Source organism: Butyrivibrio sp. AC2005, from assembly GCF_000424145.1.
GTDB lineage: Bacteria > Bacillota > Clostridia > Lachnospirales > Lachnospiraceae > Butyrivibrio.
Genome location: NZ_AUJI01000059.1, coordinates 1 through 19,983 on the forward strand (window position 1 = coordinate 1; position 19,983 = coordinate 19,983).

The window sequence follows — 19,983 nt, forward strand, 5'->3', positions numbered from 1 at the left end:
CGACTCATACAAGGTCTAATAACATCCATTTAATATTCAATTTTGAGAAACCATCATTTTGCCCTTTTCATGGAAAACAATGTTGTCTCTTGTTATAGTACCATCAGGCCTTGTGCCTAAAGTATACACCTTAAGATACAGCACCACAATACAAAACCAGAAGGTATACAACATCAATTATGATGCGGTTTTTACTGAGTACACGCTAACCAGTCCATAAGAATTTGCATCCCATCCGAATTCACCATTAGCACAATAAATTCAGAAAAAAAGTTGAAAAATTTTTCAAAAAATAAAAAACGGACCATGTGACTGTAAATTCGGGCGCTCACATAGTCCTGAAGTTTTTTAAATTCCAAAGTTTTTTGAGATAGTGTTGAGCTATCTCATATATTTATTATTCCATATGAAAACCCTAAAAACAAATTTCTGCGCCATCGCTCTTTTAATCCAAAAGAAATAGAGTTCAGCTAATGCCGAACTCTACATCTATAAAAGTAAAGAGAAGGTATGATGGTAAATCAAAACCAAGAGCGAAACTAAAAAAATGTAAACTTACATATTAATTATAAAACCTCTTTCTTCAAAATCAAAAAAATCAAATATGTGTCATTAGAGTATAGTCTAGTGGTTATGACAAACATCTCATAAATCTCTTTCATATGGGTTCCAAAAAACCTATTGGGATACTTCAAATGTAGACATGAGTTATTTGGGGCACCGGTATACCGCATGCTACCATTAATATAGAAAGTACATTGTTAACAGTTAACATATACGGGAAGGAAGGTGATAAACGAATGAAAATAGGGTACACACGTGTTTCTAGCGCAGACCAGAACCTGGAGCGCCAGATTATCAAAATGAAGGAACTCGGAATAGAAGAACGCTTTATTTTTCAGGAAAAAGCGAGCGGAAAAAACTTTGAACGGCAACAATACCAGGACATGAAGCGTACACTTAGAGCAGGAGATATATTATATATTGACTCACTCGACAGACTTGGACGCAATTACGACGGTATTATTTCTGAATGGAAAGACATTACAATGAACATACATGCCCACATCATTTGTTTAGACAATCAGGAATTGTTTAACTCCCAGAAATGGCAACAAATGGGTGATGTTGGAAAAGTTCTTCAAGATACTATTTTATCTCTGCTTGCATATGTAGCTGAAACAGAAAGGAAAAAGATTCTACGCAGGCAGGCTGACGGAATAGCTATAGCCAAGAAGAATGGCAAGTATAAAGGACGTTCTCCAATCCCGGTCGATAAAACTGCTTTTCAAGTAGAATATACCCGCTGGAAAGCAGGCGAGCAAACCGCTCGTCTTGCCATGAATCATCTGAATTTGAAAGATAACACTTTCTATCGACGTGTTAAAGCTTATGAAGCTGGAAAGCTCTTCTAACTAAGAACGAGAACATATTTTGAAATCTGTTTATTTGAAAATCGATTTTTCAAACGATATAATTATTATGTAGAAAAACTACAATTTGTACCTACTAATTTTTATTCATGAGTTACTTGACAGGGGCCTTGCAATGAGCGAGGCCCTATTTTTTATATGACAGTTTTAGTTGTATCTCAACATCTTCTATCAAAAAGAGCTGCGCACAGAGACCGATTTTAGTCTTTACAAAAAAACGGTTCTATGGCAGCCTACAACCATACCTATAAATCAGAAAATATATCCAATTTTGTTAACGCCAATTACTCCTCTCCGGAGCATCTTTATATCAATGGTTTCATATTCATTTTTATCAACACCCACAGAGATATCTGTTCTGTTCACATCCGTTCTGGCCACATCTACTGTAGGTATCTGTATTGTAGCAATACCCATGTCGTTTAATATCTCATCTGGCAGCTCATAATCTTGTTCAACTAACCCAAAGCATGTAAAGCCTGTGTCAACACAGAAAGATATAAGTTTCTTCTTACCTATGTTATATGCCGATGCAAAGGCACATCCAATCAAACTTCCAAGCAAATAGCCAACAACAGGTATCTGAAATCCGAATAGTTGTCCTATTACTGCCCCGATGCTCGCTCCTACCTCAGTACTCATAATGGCTTCACCAGCTACCATTCCTGCATAAAAGCCTGCTGATACAATAACGCTATCTACAAACGCAGAACCCATTTGCTGCGCAGTCATTTTGCCTGCAGCAACAAGAATACTGTTTTTAACAGTCCCCATAACAATAGACACCGCTATACCAAGAGCTGTCGGCGAGATGGCTTTCATCGCTTCGCCAAAAGCACCTTTTTCGCACATAATCATCAAAGTACAAGAAACAGAACCACGCAAAAAGCCCTCCGCTCCAGATGATATAGCTTTTGTACCCATATGCTGGACTTGCTGAATGTTTATTTCTCCATGTTTAATCAAATAGGCTATTGTTTTATATATTTCCGGAGCCATTTGCATAGCAACGGTAATTGTAGCTGCCGTAATACCTGCCTGCAGAGCTTGTTTCAACATGTATTCCGATTTAATAGCACTATCAGTAGTAAGGTCCTGGTCTTCCGCTTTAAATTCTTGTTTTTTGGCATCCTTAGCCATATCTTCAAAGTCAGACCGGTCTTTCGCTATAGATTTAACACCCTCATCGTTTTTTACAACATCAGTGAGCATCTTCTCAGTTTCTTTGTTTGCTTCCGATACTTCCGGTCTTGTTTCAGCATTTCTCAGCATCTCGCGATGAGCTTTTATTTTTGCATCATCCAATTGGTCATGCGGGACTAATCTATATTGGTCTTTATAAGCCGCTTTATGCGTATCAGGATTTAATTTAGCTTGTGCAACAGCACTTTTTTCACCATCACTATATACTTTGGCGCTGTATTTATCACCTGAGCCTAGTTCAATGTCAACAGAATCTGCAGCATTACTGTGTAATACGGTAGCTCTATCATCTGAACCACGAGCTACCGCATCAACATTAAATGTCGCAGCGTGCCATTCCTCTGCAACATATCCTTTAAAATGAGCGATGTCCTGTCCACGGTATGGATGGTTATTGATGTTATCCTCAACCTGTTTTATTGCTTCTGCAACTTTTGAGACATAATCATAACCAGCATTGGCAGCGAAATCCACACCAGCTAAATGTGCTGCAAAATCCCAACCTTGCTCCATAGCACTCTTTTCTTTCATAAAGCGCCTCCTATGATTCCATGAACTCCTTTAAATCATCATCACACATCTTTATTACTCCGTAAAAGAGCATCTGCCGTTTCAACAAATTTCTATCCTTAAAAATATCTTGTGCGGTTGCCGTAGCATCTTCTCTAGTCTTCGCAGCCATAGTACCCACCTTGTCAGCGGTATTCTTAATAGCATCACTTATCTTTGCAAAGGCTGCAAACTTATTCTTAGGTTTATCTGCATCTTCCTCAACTGGTTCCATTTCATCAGAACTTGCTTCTTCTATAACTTCCTCTGATAGTTCCTCAGCTTCCTTTACCTCTGCGCCAACATGTTTCTTTATTAGGTCAGGTACCGGCATACTTTCCAACTTTTCAAAGAATTCCTTGTACACTTCTTTGGCATCAAGCACTTTATCCTCTGCATATATAACGGACTGCTTACCCGCCCATCCATATCTGACACCATATTCATCTAACTTTAAGTCCAACACCGGTATAAGCTTATCAACTCCTTTTACATCGCCTATAAATAATACTTTAGAATCAATGTTTCCGGACTTTTTATTAGCAATCCATACTTTCTCATTCCATGCCACTATCTTCACATGTTCATACTTCTCACTATCTGATTCAACCAATTTCTTAAACTGATTAATCAGCATCTCATCCTTTGATACCACTATTAAAGTTTTTGTTTCAGAAAACATATTCATGATAAATCCTCTCACTTATAGGCTTTGAAACCTTCAGTTTTCTTTAAGCCATATACGTATTAAAAAAACTGGTTCGTGATTCATAGTTCTATACCGGATTGTCTTCAAAATTCAATTTCACATTAGCCTTTTTTAATCTCTCCGGCATATCAAATTCCCAAAATACTCTCGGTATGGTTGATTCTTGTTTGATGCAGCCGTTGTCTTCGTAATGTAACCCATAACATTTTACATATTTGCTACTGTAATCCCCATGCGGATGCCATACCAAATAAATATCATGTACATCCTTAATCTGTCCCAGCAATACCAAAAATACAATGGTAAATGGAAAATCCAAATATCTTTGGGTGCGAAACGGCTCATTTGGAAGTGCTCGATACTGAAAACTTGATATATCATGCGGGTCGTATCCAATATCCAGTACAAATGATATTTTTATATCATAATCAGGATACTTTTCTTTAAGTAGTTCGATATACTTTGTGGCATTGTGCTTTCTTTTGCGGTCCAACGCCTAATAGTCTCGCACAGTTTTCAAGATAAATGTTATGCGTGAATTTTGAATAAACATCCAATTTGGCATTTATAAGCCCCTCGATATCTTTTGTCACTTCCTGGTAATGATTAAAATATATATCCTTCCAGTCATAATACATTTTATTAGACTTATTCTTAAAATACTTTTCAATATCCTGACCATTCATAGGAAGTATTGGTATCTCAATATGTTCAAGTCCTATAATCTGATTATCTTTCCGTAGTACAAAATCAGGACGTTCCTGTTTTTCTTCCGACACATCAATAAATCCATCAAAAGATGATACTGATTTCAAGACCACATCCACTGGTTTTCGTTCTCTGCCTTTATCAACCATGTGAATTATGCTCCTATTTTAATCTGACCATTCATAAGCATTGGTAATATGAAATCACGCAGTTCAGTCAACTGTATATTTTCAAATTTCACATTATTTATCATGGAATAATATTTCTTTACAATTCCAGAATATGCTTTTACTACCTCTTGCCTATAAAACAGCTTTATTTTAGCAATCATTTCAGTATTAATAACTCCTTGTACCGAACCACTGGTTCCATACATTATTTGCACCTGAGAATAATCTGATTTCAACATTTCTTTAATGAAAACACTATCTGCCTTTTCCTCATCTGGCTCAATTATTACAGCATTCAACACTTGCGCTTCTTTATCAGAATTATAAATATTGGGTATGCCATCCTTACCACAACGAGAAATCAAGATATCCCCTTTATGAACTTGAGATTTCTTATTTTTTAAATAGAATTCCTTGGTAATGTAACGTAATGAACTGTAATCAATTCCTTCCTCTGACATTTCAGCTGGTCTGACAATTGGGTATCCTTGGCTTTCATCACAATAATATTTATCAACTGTACCAACAAACCCAACTTTAACCCTTTGTGATATATCATCAACAGTTAGTATACTCCATCCTTCAGGTATCTCTCTGTTTAATTCCTCACACCATACCATCTTACCGCCACTTGACTTATATGGATTGCCATTAACATCCGGAAAATCAAACTGTACGAACCAGTAATCATAAATTTGCTTCGCCATTGCTTCAAGGTCAGCACATATAGAATTATTTAGCGAAATTTTATCATTAAGTGGCTTTAGTTTTGCGACAATTTCTTTCTGAGCAGGCATATCTGGAATATCAACTTCCAATTCCTTAATATCATCAATAAATAAACACTTCTGAATAGCGCCTTTTGTTGCATGCGCAATTCGTGTCTGCATTATTGGAGAATCTAAATAAAATTTTAAAAAATCCGGGTCTAAAACATCAGGATTAGGAGTTATAATACCCACGCTTCTTTGTACCGTATATTTGGGTTCATCTACAACAACCATCGATTTACCTATTGTTCCAACGGTAGCTATTAAAACACAACCTTTATGCAAATCAGTACGTTTATTTAACTTATCGAATGTTGCCTTATTGATTCTTCGGTCTGCATCAGTAATAACTATTTTTCCATCAATAATATTCTTATTGCTTAATAAATAGTATTCACCGCATGGGTCATCTGTAACAGTACCATGTTCTCCATCAGTAATATTCAAACAATAATCAATCAGTCTGCTCATATATTTAATCCCCTAATCTGCTCCATAATTTCGGACTCTAATTTATGAGACTCTGAAAATTTTGTATCCAATTCACGCATGAATTCGCTCATCCTATTCTTAAATTCATCTGCAGTAATATCCACATATTGAATTTTCACTTCAAAATACTGCCCCGCACTAAAAGAATAATTCTTTTCTTTTATTTGTTCGTATGTAACCTTTACACTAAAATCCTCAATTGTTTCTCGCTTTATAAAAGTACCTTCAATCTTATCTATTTCATCAATTGATAAAACTGTTTTTTGATTTTTTCCTTCCTTAACTTTTGTTCCAAGGTTAGAAGCATCAACAAGCATGATATCGCCATCTTTATTTGATTTATCAACAAAGAGAACTGAGACATTTGTTCCCGTGTTTGCAAAAATATTAGAAGGCATAGAAATAACGCCTTTCAGCCAGCGCTTTTCAATAATCTTCTCTCGTATACACATCTCGATGCCTGATTTTGCTGTCAAAAAGCCTGTCGGAACAACAATAGCTGCTTTTCCTTCCTCTTTTAATGACCACAGGATATGCTGTATAAAACAGAGATATATAGCCATTGAATCCTTTTTCTGCTTTGGAATATTGGGAATGCCTGCAAAAAATCTACGAATTCCATCCCGTTCTTCCGCCTCTGCCCACTTTTGGCTAATGGTATCTCTCGTACTTGAAAAATCCATCTTAAAAGGAGGATTAGATGTAATATAATCGAATTGTTTTACTCCTGAACTTGCGTCAAACGGCTTTTTATAGTGTGCTGGAGTGTCTAATGTATCTCCTTCTATAATATTATCTAAAGAGTCAGTGAGGCCATTAAGCAACATATTTATGCGCAAAAATCTTGATGATTTTTGTGAAATATCCTGTGTAAAAACATGTGCCCTATTGCCAAAACTACCATGACCAAGCTCATTTGCCAAATGAAGTACCAGCGAACCAGAACCTGCAGACGGGTCGTATACCTCATAAATCTTATCCTCAACCGGAGACATATTAACAAGTATCTTTGCAATAATAGAGCTCACTGCTTGTGGAGTAAAATACTCAGCATAAACACCGCTGGCAACATTATAATCCTTAATCAGATATTCAAAAATTCTGCTATAAAAATCAAAATTACTCTTAAACGCATCGCCAAAGTCAAAGCGTTCCATGCCAATAATACCGAAGATGTTCTTAGCAAAGTTATTTCTTTTTGAAGCTTCAACATTCTCAGTTATCCTTGTAAAAAGCGGTTTCCTGCCACCATCAGCTGTTTCTATTGAAAACCTCTCATTCTTGGGGTCATTTGAAATTTTTTCGAGTGTATCATCAAAAAGCTCATAAAACTTAGGTGCATTAAGCTTGTTAATCAAGTTTTCAATCGTTTCTTCATAGGTAAAAGCTACATCCTGAGGATATGAATCATAGAATGCATCCATTTCACTATTCTCATTTTTTAATACCTCTTTGTAATCCATTCCAATTTCAACTGAAAATTCCTTGAGATTAGCCATAAACTTATCATTAAGAAATTTATACAGAAATACTGATGTAATAACCACCTCTTCGGATGCCTGATTAGATAATCCGTTAGTGGCACATAATCCTTTTAACTCATCTATTATCTGAATAATCTTCTGTTCCACTTCATAAACATCTGCCATCTTTGCTTCTCCTATTTGAATAATTGAATATTTGTATAAAGCTCACCAAGAATACGGTCATAATATGCCTTTATTCTCGTATATAGCCTTTGCTTTAATAATTCTTTTGTTACATCCTTCTTTACAGAGTCAATAAAGTTTTCTCGACCCTGGATTACAATTGAATCCGTGTGAATTATGCCTTCCAAATCGTGATATATGATAGTCAATGTATGCTCCATCTCAGATTTATCAAGTGGATAATTCTCTATCGCATCCTGATAGGTCTTAACAAATGCAAAGTTTCCATCATATATTTCTGCCAGCCTATCATTCTCACGATTTATATCCTGTGCCTGTCGTAGAGCCTCCATCAGCTCATCAGTAATACCATCCAAATCAGAAATATCCTGAATATCTAACCTCTCAAAAATCTGCTGCAGAATTTCATCCAGTTTACGTATACGGCTATCCTGAGGGTTCTTGTTATTATGAATTTCTGTATGTACCGCTCTTACAACTTTCTCAAATCTCTGATACTCAGGACAGTCATCAGGTATAAATGATGCCATGTTTAATACATATATTCGGGTTTTAATGAAATCATAAATAATTTCCACAACTGCATCGTTATCAATTATTGCCTGCATCGTATCGACCGGCTTATTTGCAAGATTTATAAACTTAATACGTTCCTGAACCGAATTCAATAACTTTTTGACTTTTGGCAGGTCAATCTGCTGCGCATAGTCAACTGCCCTGGAAAGGATAAACTCTGTTTCACATTCTTTGATGCCATTCAACAATCGTCTTAGCTTGTATAACGCATCCTTGTTGAAATAATCCAACTGTCGTGAAAATCTCTCAAGATTCTCAGTATCAATCATACTGTTCAGTTCATCTTCATACCGATGATATTTACGATTGATATCTTCTTTATCGATTACAAGCCCAGCAAGAGAACCTTCTTCTTCTCCATTTTCGTTCAAATCCGCTTCAAGTTCCTTGATATATGCCTCAATGGTGTTATCATACTCAGCCTCAATATCTACAAAGTCCACGATATATCCATACTTGTAAACTTTCCCCGTAGGAGATTTATAAGGCCTATTAACTCTGGAAATCGTCTGCAATAATGATTGTGCGTGCGGCCCTCTGAGCAAATACATTTTTTTCAAGCGCTTAACATCATAGCCTGTAGTCAGCATAAAATTGACAACAAGCATATCCGGTGACAGCGTTGTTCTGAATTCAGTCTGATTATTCTCATTAATCTTTGACTGAGCAGGGTCACTATCATCTGTAATTACTAATCCTGTCTTGATTTTTGAATTATTCTCAAACCACTCATGCACCTTTTTTGCCTGAGGATTAGTTCTGCATACAATCATTCCGCCAATGGTATTGTCAGAGTTTTGAAGCCTGAAATTCACAAAATCTCGCTCAATGAAAGTTCCTAACGCATTTACATATTTATCTGATTCAAAAACATCTTTGTCATTAAGTTTACTGTCTTCAATATCCAGGTTATTCTTTATTTCTGAACGTACAACAGTATCTATGTTTTCCTTTTTTATACGAAGCGTGTATCCATCAGCTATAGAGCGGTCATAAAAGTACTTATGAATATAATCTCCAAACTTAAGATTAGAACGCTCCTTTTTGGTAAGTATTGGCGTACCTGTAAGTGCAATATATACAGCGTCCATATCGCAAACCATCAGGTTCCTAAAGAATTCACCTGTGGATGAATAGCTTCTATGGGCCTCGTCGATGAAGAAAATCCTCTGTGTATTTACGGAATAATCATTTTTTGCCTCAGGCAACTTTCCTTCAAACTTCTGGATATTTACAACACAAACCTCTCCTATATCCTTAGTACCTGTTTCTTTTGATATTGGTCTATTCAGCTCTTTAGAGAATTCTGCGATACTCTTACAGTTAACAACATGCAGGCCTCTATTCTTGAATTCAATACTTGCTTGACGTAGTAACTCGATTCTATCTACAACAAAGAAAAATCTGGCATACATGTTTTTCTTTGCATAATAATCACGAACAATTCTATTTGAATATGCTGCAAGAGCTGTTTTTCCTGACCCTTGGGTGTGCCAGATGATACCGCCCTTGCCACCACTCTCAAGACGTTCAATGATTCTTCTGGTAGCAAAGAACTGTGGATATCTCATAATATGCTTCTGCGGAACTTTTTCACTAACAAACACTATTCCATAATGCAGCATGTAAAGAATACGTTCTTTATCAAACAGTGACGTCACAAATGAATTGCAAGGCGTAGTAACCTTAAGGTTTTCCTTAAACTCCGGTGTATCCGCTTCATCTTCGCGATAACCCAGGTCTTTAACAACATATTTTATAGTTTCTTCCTCAATATCCCTATATGGATATTTGTCATGATAATCCTTATCATCCTCTCTAAAGAATGAAAAAGAGGTATTTTGTCCATTAGGTGTGGTATAAAATGACCCAGCCTTAACATCCTCTACATCATCCGAATCCTCATATTCCATATTGTTAGAGAAAGAAACTATCTGTATGAGATTAAAGAACTTTTTATACTCAGGATTTTGAAGCCTTTTATTCAGCATCCTATTGAACTCTTCCTGAATACCGCCCTCATTGTTTGGCTTTTTCACTTCCAGAAATCCCAAAGGCATTCCATTTATAAGAATATTTATATCCGGGCGAAATGAACCAACCTCTGTATCTTCCTGAACCGCATATACGAGTTCGTCAACAACGGCAAAATCATTATTCTCTATATTCTCAAAGTCAATCAGCTTTATCCTGTCATTTGGCTGAATGAGCCAGTTATAAAACTCTTTACCCAAATCATTATTTTTTATTGTATTTTGAATATCTTGCAAGACACTGTGTATCTCATCATAAGATAGTTCTCGCCCGTTTATCTTCTCAAGCGCTGGCTTAAAGCGGTTTACAAATATTTTTGTACCAAAATCAATATCAACGTCATCACTTTTTAATGACTGATAAGAATAACCAATCCTCATAAAATGTATCGTTGCAGGTATTTTGACACGTGTATCCTCGTTAAATCTGTTCATCCAACATCCTCCACCAATGCAAAATTACTCTTCAAAAGCCTTTTCTATACTCTTCATAGCCTTTACTACTTGTACAGCTCTATCCGTCAAAAGATATTTGCCACGTATATTTCCATATTTCTGGACAAGATTGTATTTTTCAAATGCTTTAAAGTATGTATTCATCGTGATTTTAGACACTTCAACAAGCCTTGATAAGTCAGCCTGCGAAAGTGGAACATACTCTGTTCCATCCGGAGCCGTTACCTGGCTTTCGTACATCTGCCTCAGTGTCTTAACCTCATTAGTAGTTAGCATCTTTATCAGTTCTTCTGTCATATACACTACCCGTACCCTATTTATCAAACAAAAACATAACATTAAAATTAATTTATACATCTAATATAAGTCTATCATGGTTTTAAATCAAGATTCTACATATCACATCGCAAACCATACAGTGATTTCACCACCCACAACTCCAGAACGGGAAGGCGCACATAATCGCGTATTGTTCAGCACAATAACGCTATCCTTCCCGTTCTGAGAAGCGCTGTTCACTTTTCTAAAACCCTTGAAATATCTGGGCTTGAGCATGTTTATTTTGGTGCTTTTTTGTAATAATCAAAAAAATAAAAAAAGCACCAATCTATCATCTTTAGATTAAGTGCTTTTTAGTGTTTTAGATTATATTTTTCATGTCATTCTATATCTGTTGTTATTTTATTTGAGCGCATCATTACGTAAACTACATTATTATGCGTATTAAATTCATATACGCGTAATGGCTGCAATAATACATCTTGGTTACGTATAATCTATATTATCGCGCTTCGCCATACTTAATACGTATTATTTACAATATACGTATATATTACGTTTTGTCTCGGTCTATCTTTATCTCCATAACATCACCTATATCGCATTCCAGCACCTGGCAAATTCTAATAATAGCATCCAGTGACACCATTTCATCCTTTCCCAGCTTCGCAACAGTGTTTGGACTCATACCGGTTTCTCTTTGTAAGTCGCCCTTTTTCATTTTCTTATCTATCAAAAGCTTCCATAGCTTGTTATATGAAATTGAAGCTTTTGATTCCGTAAATTTTGTTTTTTTAGAATCCATTATTGAAATAACCTCTTTGGGATATGTAACTAAACTATATAGTCCTATATTGTGTTTATTCTATCACATACCATTTAACCCATCTACAGAAGAAATATAATAATCTATAGTTATTCTACATTTATCTATATCGAATAATATCCTCCGATTATATAGTTTAGCGACTATTCAGCAGATGTATAACTATAATATATTATATTATTACTATAGTTATCTATAGTTTTTCTATTGACGATACTGGCATTTGTGATATGATTATGCTATAAGAAATCATCAAAGGAGGTGGCCTAAACTGTCAAGAATAGAAACAACCCAATTGCTAAGAGATATGAACGCACTTTTGCCAATTTGTAATGTAGTTGAGCCATCAGTCACTCAGGAACTTGAATGTATCCTCGATGATATTTTTCAATTTGGCCAATGCGGCTCTTTATTTATATATTGCAATCCCAAAGTACGTCGTGTTGTTCTGGAAATGTTTTATTCACCGGAGCCTAAAATCATGTACTTTCCAGTAATAATGAATGATTTTTTGCATAAATCAATTCCAATAAGTCGAGAACGAGCAACATCACGTTATTCAAGCCAATATAATAGTTTACAGAACACATTAGAAAGCGCTCTCCATGATATGCATCTTTTTCGTGATGCTATGGCTAATTTCTCTCCAGCCTATTGGGATTATGACCGGTTCGAAGCGCTAGGTAAATTACCACCCGAAGTAGAGTCCAACTTTAAATAAAAGCTTCTCAGAAAGGAACCTTATATTTGAAAAAGTTTGTAACGGTATTTACAACACTAACCATCATCCTTCTAAGTGCCTGCAGCAAAGACTCTGTAGCAACTAGTGTAGATGCAGTTTACACAGAGTCTTCCCTACAGGACAATTTAACAGAAGATGAGGAAAAAAGTATTAATGATACAAGTATAAAGAGTTCAGAAATCATATCTAGTTCTGCTAATAATGACATAACTGATGCTACTGAAGAAAAAGTCATTTATGTATTTGGTATTGATGATATTGCTGCTAGCAACGCCACAGAAAATACAGAACCAGACGAACTAGAGCAAGCCATCCTGGATGGAATAAACAATGTCCGTCGTGAAAATGGTCTTTCTGAACTGAAATATGACTTTGAACTTGAAGAATATGCTCAAATTCGAGCCCAAGAGGTCGCAATAGTCTGGTCACACACTCGTCCTGACGGAAGCGAATGGAAAACAGTAGCACCCGGTATATACAGAGGTGAAATCCTGGCCAGGAATTCATCCACAGATTTTGGAGAAGTCTCAAACCTAATTACTGGGTGGATAAATTCTCCAAAACATTATTATGAAATGACACAAAAAGCTTTTACCAAAGCTGGCGTTGGAATATACCACGGTCCTGATGCCAACGGCAACATAATATATACAATAGCTGTTGGATTTGGAATAGATTAATAACCATCATCCTTCTCTTAAAAAGTTCCTGGAATTCATTTTCCAGGAATTTTTTATGTGTTTTTCTTTTCTTGCTAGTCTTTTATTCCAGGTACCTGGTGTTGCGACATAATATTTTTATCTTATCAGCTGAGGATTTAACACTATTATTTGACTCCTGGCGAAGCATCTTCTCAGTAATCCAAGCCAATCTTTACAAAAAACGTGAGTTGTGATTAAAAAAATATAATATCAAAAATAATAATCATAATTTTAATGAAATTTCCGCATTAATTATCACGTAACAAAAGCCAATAATCCATTCAACAATTCCCGCCATTAAGCCATTCTTTCAGTAATTACTAGTTAAGCTTTCCTTCTCTTTTAGGCATATTTTTTCTATGCCCCTTTATCATTAAAAAATTTCTTGCTTCCTCTATAGGATTAAAAAAATAAAATATAACTTTTAAACCATTCTTCCATAACCATTCAACACTTTAAATACTTATATAATACATATGCCACACCGCTAATCCCCAGTATCCATGCGGGTTTACAGAACCTGCCATGGACATTTTTGTCCTTTTTCCTATTTTTCGAGGTACAAAAATGCTCCCTTTTTTGGACATTTTTGTCCTCCCTTATCTTGTACCACTCTTGATTCTGTATTTTTAAAAAAGCTACAATCACCTCGAATAAAAATGGAGGTAACCAAATAATGAATAATTGTAGTTTTTATGAATATTGGAAGAATTTCTCTTATGAACAAAATAAAATGAAACGTGAAAACAAAAAAACCGAAAGGGAGACAAAACCAAAATATGGTCTTATTCAATTCGAATACTGCTATTTTTTTGATTGTCTTGGCCTAAACTCACAAAGTAAGGGCATGTCTGGAGCAGCTTTCTCCCTCATGATAAAGCTTGCTGAAAAAATGAATTTTGCAGGAGATAATGCATTTGGCGGCCAAACCGTTAAAATATCTACTGAAACAAGAATAAAAATATGCCAAGAACTATGTATAAACGAAAAAACTTTTTCCAGAGCTCTTTCGTTACTTTTAAAAGGAAATATTATAGCAAAAACCAGTTTTACCAAGACATACCAAATCAATCCATTTATATTTGCAAAAGGCTCAGAAACAAAAATAAACATTTTACAAAATTATGTTCTAAGAGAGGGCCGTTTCGGATTAAACATTCCCGATGCAAGTCTCAGTCCCACACAAAAAAAGGAAAAGGAACTCTTTCTACAAGAATATAATAAAAAGAAAAAAGATACCAAACAGACTGAAGCACAGCCAGCCATATCAAAGGATGCTTATATCAATAATGAAGAGTCCTCAGATAGTATAAACACAGCTTCGCAAAACACTGAAATATCCTTGGCCGAACCATGTGAACGATGTAACCTTAACAGCCCTGAACAACAAAACAAAATAACTTCAATATCAAAACATCCATCTTACAGAATTGCTGAAAAAGCCACAAGAAACAGAACTATCAATAAATTCTTTTAACATGTGCACCCAACGAAAAAAGCGGTCATATATGGCCGCTTTTCTATTATCTTCACACCTTAAAACCAGATGTCAAAACCAATACTTGTTCTTCTGATAAATTTTCTTCCAACATCGGTAATATTTTCATAAAACTTGCCTTATCAATATTTATAGTATCTCTTATCCGTCTCCACACCAATGGTGTATCATCTGATTCTAGTTTTTTTATGCACCATAGTACCTCTCGTACCCAGTACTCTTCCTGAGTTTCCGAATATGATTGTATTACACTCAAACACTTTGGCATGCGCTTCAGCCGCCCAGACGGAATTCCAAGTGTTTTTTCAACCCCCATAAGAGTTACCCGATGTGGTCTATTTCCGTTGTTTCCATATATCTCTGCTGATACACGTTTTACTTCATCAAGTCTATCAATATCATATTTTTCCCAATCAATCCTCCGTAGATTCCCTCGTTTTCCACTGAATTTCCTTCGGTATTTATGCATATAATTGCGCTTAGATGCAGACCGGATATCTTCTACAGACATACAGACCCCCTCCGCAATCTTCGTATAAGGCATCCCATGCTCTTTATGTAGGATTTTTACAATTTCTGAAAGAATCTGTTGCTGTGTTTCATCATGTGGCTGTGGGAAAGCAATCAGTTCGGGGGATATTTTTAAAAAGCATGCTATCTGGCATATCCAAAGCGGATTACGTTTTTTATCACCAAACACCTTATATACCTGCTCTTTTGAGATAATCGGCATATCCACATCATTTTTGTAGTATTCCTGCAAACCTTCACAAATTTGTTTATACTCTATTCTCCCACTCCATGTAGCTGTATATGGCGGATATAAATACCTTTGTAGCACAGTGCCTATTGCATCATTAGGCTTGTATTCCATTGGCAAATCCACGATTTTTTCAATATACCTAGCAAGTTCAATACTGTTATCTTCCATTTTTTCTATAACCGGCATATCATACGGTACCTCAACCTCGGCAACAAATAAACGTGGTGAGGTTTTTCCGCTAATATGAATATTAGTATTTTCTAACTGACAACCATGTTTTGGGCACACTGGAACTCCTGGAATCTGGTGTTTTCTATTCCAATATGTTTCTCCATATTGTTCCCTATCCTCTTTTGCACAGAGAGGACAATATCGGAGATATCTTTCCCCCATAGCAGGTAGCGGAAGTATATTTACATACTTCCCATTACCTTCTGTAATGTAGTTTAAGGCTTTAACCTTACTCTCAGATGATATAAATCTCGCGTAGTAAGAAAACATTGTATGTTCTTCTATTATTGTTTCTATATTATGTTTAAATACCTTCTTCAATACCTGCGCTGCTTGATACGTAAGGCGAGGTGTGAATTCAATACTATTCTTTGCACTTCCAAACAGGTCCTGAAGAGCATATGTATATGCTGGATATCCACTACGCACAAAATATCTGGCATACACGCTATGTAATAATTCATCCGGATATGCTTCTGGGAATGAACCTATCATGTCACACCTCCTCGACTACGATATAGTCATTTAGAATATCCACTACATCAAGTCCTTGGTTTTTGGACATTTCTGCAATCTCTGTAATTGTCAAATATTCACTTCCAAATAGATTCTCGTTAACCATTTCTCTCGGAACTTTACTTTTCCGTTTTTTTACTGCATGAATCTGTTTGATTGACGGTTCTATGAAACCATGCAATAACATCAGACGTTTCTTATATGCCTTGTCCATGGCTTTCATATCCAAAAGCTCATACCCATCGCAAATTGCAATTTCCTGAGCATCATGCAACAACGACATGACTACAGACATGATGCCTCCACTATGTTCATACAAATACTCCACCATGCCATCTGATATTTCAGAATAATTTTTCACATATTGATACCTTGAAGCCAAGCGACAAAACATCTTAAAAAAATCTCCATATTCCAATCTACTATACCTTAAGCCCTGCGCCCGTCGTGCCATTTGAAATGCTCGCTCAAAAAATGGAATACTCTCAGGTGTCCCAACAAAACATATTGAAATTCCGCTGCTATTTATTAACTGAGTAAGCATAGCCAACAAACTGTTTCCACTTTTATGACCTGCCACATTCTGAATCTCATCTATAATTAACAAACCAATATGATTTAATGCCACATTTGAGACAGTACCTATCAGTCTGTCAGTAGTAGACGCCGAACGTACGGATTTTTCATAATAAGAAGTTCCAAGAACCTCATCAACTCGCATAAGTATTTCCAAAAGTAGTCCTTTGGAAGAACAGTCGAACGGACACTGAACTAATAAACATGGTATTACCTTTGTATATGGACTTTCTGTACATATAATATTTCCACCCGTTATTAAGCTTATAGAGCGTTGTATGGCCGAAGATTTACCTATCCCACTCATTCCGACGATAGAAAAAGAATCCGCTCCACCAATAATCCCATGATAATCTCCAGAATAAATAGATTTATATGTTTGATTCTGCTGATGAATAACCACCCGTGAATTCTTTTTCTGCAAAGACATTACCGTTGCCAAATATAATTTGTTGTATATCTCCAATGTCATAGGCGAAGGCAAATACAAACTATAAATATCTGACAGGCGCATCAATCTGTTTACGGTGTTCTCCTCTCGAACGCTATCATCATAATCAGGAAATACTGTTAAAGCATCCAACAGCAAATCCTTTGATAAAAAATGTGGAAGAAGGCTTACATAATCAATATTCGTCATATAGTCCCTCCTCTCTCGCAAAATCAATATGCGTATGTTTCTGCTCACGTATTCTGTTTTCCCTGATATCTTTTATACTTGCCTTATTTCCAGTGCTCTTCAAAGACGCAATAGCCTCTATGTGCCTTACAAGCTCAATATCAGACTGCAAATTTGCAGTTCTCTCTTTTTGAATAATAGTCTTTTGAGACTCCTTTAATTCCTGAACCCTTTTTATATCCATTCCTACAAATCTAGATTCTATCAACGAGAATCTCGTATATTGTCCTTTTTCATAGAGCCAACATACCGATACATCATCTGAATATGCTACTGTTACCTCTCCACCTTTCAAATAGCGTTCTGTATATCCATCACAATAATATCTGAGAGAATTCACCTTTAACCCCTCTCTCGTGAATCTTCCCATGGTCCTTGGCAACAAACATAATAAAGCTTCTTCAACGTGGATATTCTTTATCAAATTTACACCCGAAAGAGTATTACCCCACTTGAATAATTGGCTGGCATATGGTTTTATACCTTCTTGAATCATGTCCTCGGTCATTGGAAAACCTTCTATAAGCCATTCTGCATTATAATGAAATATGCAACGGAGAATAATTTTATTGAAATCATCAAGAGTCAAACAGGCATCTTTTCTATAGTCGTGAGCTCCTCTACTTCTGAAATCAGGCTCTATAACTCCCTTACCTTTCAGTATTGGTTTATACTTCGACTGAATTAAATCAAAAAATTTCTCTACTACACCCTTGAGCTCTGGGCGATAGGCTGGTAAGTTTTCTATAGTTACCCCCAACTCTGACAATTGCGAAAATGTTTCTCCAACATACTCCGAACCTTGGTCAGCCATAATAACACCAGGTAGATATCCTTTATTTGGCCACACCTCTTTTTCAATGATTATTCCATTTTTAGCGCATATCTCCGCCTTATCTTTAAGAACATTCATAATTAGCGTTCTTACTGCATATATGCCACCTTCCCATGCCAAGGTATAGCCATAACACATGTATGAATAGGCGTCTACAATTGCTAATAATATAGGTCTTCCTATAAGTTGTCCCGCCTCATTAACCAGATATATATCACATACCGTCCCATCTACCATGGCTACTCCGGGAGCAGGGGCATAGGACTGAACACCATCACCTAATAAGGGACGTTTATTTCTTTGGTAATCACTAAGTCCACCTCTCGAAATATAATAATTCTGCATATTTTTAGTTTTCCGATAAAAATATCTAAACTGATAAAATGTTGGATATTCTTCAACCAACATTCCATCTTCATTACAATATTTTGCTTTTATCATCTGTTTATAAGCTGACTTCAAAGAGTTTTTCTTGCCATTATAAAAAAACTTATTCAGCGCCCATCTCATGTGCTTTTCTTTCTCTGTTAACTCAACCGGTAACTTCTGTTTTTTAGGCAGCAGTGCACTTATCTCATTAAAAGCAAGGTAATGACAAAGATAACTTCGAAGAGTCTTTTGTGACAAGTTGTACCTTTCAGATGATATTTCAATTAATTCTCCTCGGCGTGATATATCCTCAATAAATGGGAGAATACCTGCAATTACGCTATATCTCTGATACATAATTCTTCGTCTTTCAGCATTTACCGCGTCAATATCTTCTGCCACTAATCCCTGAGCAATATATAGCTCCTTAATGTCACAGCTGAAATAATCTCTGTATTTCATCTGTTCTTCCCAAATTGGCATAGTAAACCGAATACAGTCCATTACAAGGACTTTTTCACCGTTTTGAGCCAAAACACGTATAATAATCTCATCTTTTCTATAGAGGCCTTTATTCACATGCATCAACCTCCTTTTCTATAACAACACCCCAGTCAGTTACACCTCTTCTTAACCAGTATTGTCTTGATTGTTCCAACAATCTGCATGTCTTGGGTTTTATTAAATATTTTCGATACAGACATTCTCTGACCAATATTTCCCCATCTTTTTTTGTTGCCACAATATCTGAGGTATAATCGCCGTCTGTAAGTCCTTCAATTAAGACATTGCACCGAAACTCAACAATATCATTGTTATCGGCAAGGGAATCTGCATATTTTAATTGAATATCATTATAGGTTTTGCACACGCCCTTACATTTTGGAACGGTTCTTTTTACCGCTCGACCTTTAAACATTTTTCTATACATGAGCACCTCACTTTCCCAAAAAACTCCCAGTTTTTTCCCAAAAACCTGTTAATCCGTTTAAATCGACTTCAAAGGTTGAATCTGTTGTATGCAGCAAGAATAGAGAAGCCTCTCTACCGCTGATGTTTTGCTTTATTTGTTTTTCCCAAAAATAATCTTTGAAAAATCCACTATGTCCCGGGGCACACCCATTTTCCCCATTTGGGACCAAGTTATTTTCCCTAGTCGCTCTTATAAAAAAGTATTTTTTACACATGTATTTCATCTG

General features: G+C 36.0%; 17 protein-coding genes. 4 read left to right on the top strand and 13 right to left on the bottom strand.

The window, feature by feature from the left end:
- Positions 1–800 precede the first annotated feature (800 nt).
- Entirely contained in the window at positions 801–1,415 is a 615-nt protein-coding gene (locus tag G602_RS0115550) for a recombinase family protein (protein WP_026659809.1), read from the top strand.
- A gap of 270 nt (positions 1,416–1,685) precedes the next feature.
- Here the strand turns inward: G602_RS0115550 and G602_RS26980 are convergent, their stop codons facing one another.
- The 8 genes from G602_RS26980 to G602_RS0115600 all read right to left on the bottom strand — a co-directional run bounded on the left by G602_RS26980 (position 1,686) and on the right by G602_RS0115600 (position 11,853).
- Positions 1,686–3,167 carry a hypothetical protein gene (locus tag G602_RS26980; RefSeq protein ID WP_155829950.1) on the bottom strand — a complete coding sequence of 494 codons (1,482 nt, stop codon included), beginning with the start codon at positions 3,165–3,167 and terminating at the stop codon, positions 1,686–1,688.
- A 10-nt stretch (positions 3,168–3,177) separates the two neighbouring features.
- Positions 3,178–3,873: a hypothetical protein gene (locus tag G602_RS0115565; protein WP_049945269.1), complete on the bottom strand. Its 696-nt coding sequence runs from the start codon at positions 3,871–3,873 to the stop codon at positions 3,178–3,180.
- 464 nt (positions 3,874–4,337) lie between these two features.
- Positions 4,338–4,751, bottom strand: a complete 414-nt coding sequence (locus tag G602_RS0115575; RefSeq protein ID WP_026659814.1) for a hypothetical protein — start codon at positions 4,749–4,751, stop codon at positions 4,338–4,340.
- A gap of 5 nt (positions 4,752–4,756) precedes the next feature.
- Complete coding sequence (locus tag G602_RS29155; protein WP_049945270.1) at positions 4,757–6,013, bottom strand: restriction endonuclease subunit S; 1,257 nt, start codon at positions 6,011–6,013, stop codon at positions 4,757–4,759.
- Entirely contained in the window at positions 6,010–7,683 is a 1,674-nt protein-coding gene (locus G602_RS0115585; RefSeq protein ID WP_026659815.1) for an HsdM family class I SAM-dependent methyltransferase, read from the bottom strand. Before G602_RS0115585 ends, G602_RS29155 begins: the two co-directional genes overlap by 4 nt.
- 11 nt (positions 7,684–7,694) lie before the next feature.
- Positions 7,695–10,748, bottom strand: a complete 3,054-nt coding sequence (locus G602_RS0115590) for a DEAD/DEAH box helicase family protein (RefSeq protein WP_026659816.1) — start codon at positions 10,746–10,748, stop codon at positions 7,695–7,697.
- A 24-nt stretch (positions 10,749–10,772) separates the two neighbouring features.
- Entirely contained in the window at positions 10,773–11,066 is a 294-nt protein-coding gene (locus G602_RS0115595) for a hypothetical protein (RefSeq protein ID WP_026659817.1), read from the bottom strand.
- Between the two features lie 535 nt (positions 11,067–11,601).
- Positions 11,602–11,853, bottom strand: a complete 252-nt coding sequence (locus G602_RS0115600) for a helix-turn-helix domain-containing protein (protein WP_044932382.1) — start codon at positions 11,851–11,853, stop codon at positions 11,602–11,604.
- A gap of 328 nt (positions 11,854–12,181) precedes the next feature.
- Here G602_RS0115600 and G602_RS0115605 point away from each other — a divergent pair, with 328 nt between their 5' ends.
- From G602_RS0115605 to G602_RS0115620, 3 genes are all read left to right on the top strand, one after another.
- Positions 12,182–12,595: a hypothetical protein gene (locus tag G602_RS0115605; protein ID WP_155829952.1), complete on the top strand. Its 414-nt coding sequence runs from the start codon at positions 12,182–12,184 to the stop codon at positions 12,593–12,595.
- A gap of 26 nt (positions 12,596–12,621) precedes the next feature.
- Positions 12,622–13,296, top strand: coding sequence for a CAP domain-containing protein (locus G602_RS29160; RefSeq protein WP_049945271.1), 675 nt, complete (start codon positions 12,622–12,624; stop codon positions 13,294–13,296).
- A gap of 697 nt (positions 13,297–13,993) precedes the next feature.
- A complete protein-coding gene (locus G602_RS0115620) occupies positions 13,994–14,794 on the top strand; it encodes a hypothetical protein (RefSeq protein WP_026659821.1) in 801 nt (266 codons plus the stop codon).
- Positions 14,795–14,846: 52 nt separating this feature from the next.
- On the opposite strand, the gene G602_RS0115625 is transcribed toward G602_RS0115620, so the two are convergent.
- From G602_RS0115625 to G602_RS31055, 5 genes are all read right to left on the bottom strand, one after another.
- The gene (locus G602_RS0115625) at positions 14,847–16,304 is read right to left on the bottom strand and encodes a TniQ family protein (RefSeq protein WP_026659822.1); all 1,458 of its coding nucleotides are present in this window, start codon (positions 16,302–16,304) and stop codon (positions 14,847–14,849) included.
- Between the two features lies 1 nt (position 16,305).
- Positions 16,306–17,541 carry a TniB family NTP-binding protein gene (locus tag G602_RS0115630; RefSeq protein ID WP_026659823.1) on the bottom strand — a complete coding sequence of 412 codons (1,236 nt, stop codon included), beginning with the start codon at positions 17,539–17,541 and terminating at the stop codon, positions 16,306–16,308.
- Positions 17,528–19,363 (bottom strand): DDE-type integrase/transposase/recombinase, encoded by a 1,836-nt coding sequence (locus G602_RS0115635; protein WP_026659824.1) that lies wholly within the window; start codon positions 19,361–19,363, stop codon positions 17,528–17,530. Before G602_RS0115635 ends, G602_RS0115630 begins: the two co-directional genes overlap by 14 nt.
- Positions 19,356–19,715: a hypothetical protein gene (locus tag G602_RS0115640; protein ID WP_026659825.1), complete on the bottom strand. Its 360-nt coding sequence runs from the start codon at positions 19,713–19,715 to the stop codon at positions 19,356–19,358. The genes G602_RS0115635 and G602_RS0115640 overlap by 8 nt, the downstream gene beginning before the upstream one ends.
- Positions 19,716–19,722: 7 nt before the next feature.
- Positions 19,723–19,983 (bottom strand): hypothetical protein (locus G602_RS31055; RefSeq protein ID WP_026659826.1); only part of this gene is annotated, 261 nt, incomplete at its 5' end.

Bases quoted from the DNA above. Each gene is read 5' to 3' on its own strand.
- G602_RS0115550 (WP_026659809.1), top strand. From the start codon at position 801: ATGAAAATAGGGTACACACGTGTTTCTAGCGCAGACCAGAACCTGGAG.
- G602_RS26980 (WP_155829950.1), bottom strand. From the start codon at position 3,167: ATGAAAGAAAAGAGTGCTATGGAGCAAGGTTGGGATTTTGCAGCACAT.
- G602_RS0115565 (WP_049945269.1), bottom strand. From the start codon at position 3,873: ATGAATATGTTTTCTGAAACAAAAACTTTAATAGTGGTATCAAAGGAT.
- G602_RS0115575 (WP_026659814.1), bottom strand. From the start codon at position 4,751: ATGGTTGATAAAGGCAGAGAACGAAAACCAGTGGATGTGGTCTTGAAA.
- G602_RS29155 (WP_049945270.1), bottom strand. From the start codon at position 6,013: ATGAGCAGACTGATTGATTATTGTTTGAATATTACTGATGGAGAACAT.
- G602_RS0115585 (WP_026659815.1), bottom strand. From the start codon at position 7,683: ATGGCAGATGTTTATGAAGTGGAACAGAAGATTATTCAGATAATAGAT.
- G602_RS0115590 (WP_026659816.1), bottom strand. From the start codon at position 10,748: ATGAACAGATTTAACGAGGATACACGTGTCAAAATACCTGCAACGATA.
- G602_RS0115595 (WP_026659817.1), bottom strand. From the start codon at position 11,066: ATGACAGAAGAACTGATAAAGATGCTAACTACTAATGAGGTTAAGACA.
- G602_RS0115600 (WP_044932382.1), bottom strand. From the start codon at position 11,853: ATGGATTCTAAAAAAACAAAATTTACGGAATCAAAAGCTTCAATTTCA.
- G602_RS0115605 (WP_155829952.1), top strand. From the start codon at position 12,182: ATGAACGCACTTTTGCCAATTTGTAATGTAGTTGAGCCATCAGTCACT.
- G602_RS0115620 (WP_026659821.1), top strand. From the start codon at position 13,994: ATGAATAATTGTAGTTTTTATGAATATTGGAAGAATTTCTCTTATGAA.
- G602_RS0115625 (WP_026659822.1), bottom strand. From the start codon at position 16,304: ATGATAGGTTCATTCCCAGAAGCATATCCGGATGAATTATTACATAGC.
- G602_RS0115630 (WP_026659823.1), bottom strand. From the start codon at position 17,541: ATGACGAATATTGATTATGTAAGCCTTCTTCCACATTTTTTATCAAAG.
- G602_RS0115640 (WP_026659825.1), bottom strand. From the start codon at position 19,715: ATGTATAGAAAAATGTTTAAAGGTCGAGCGGTAAAAAGAACCGTTCCA.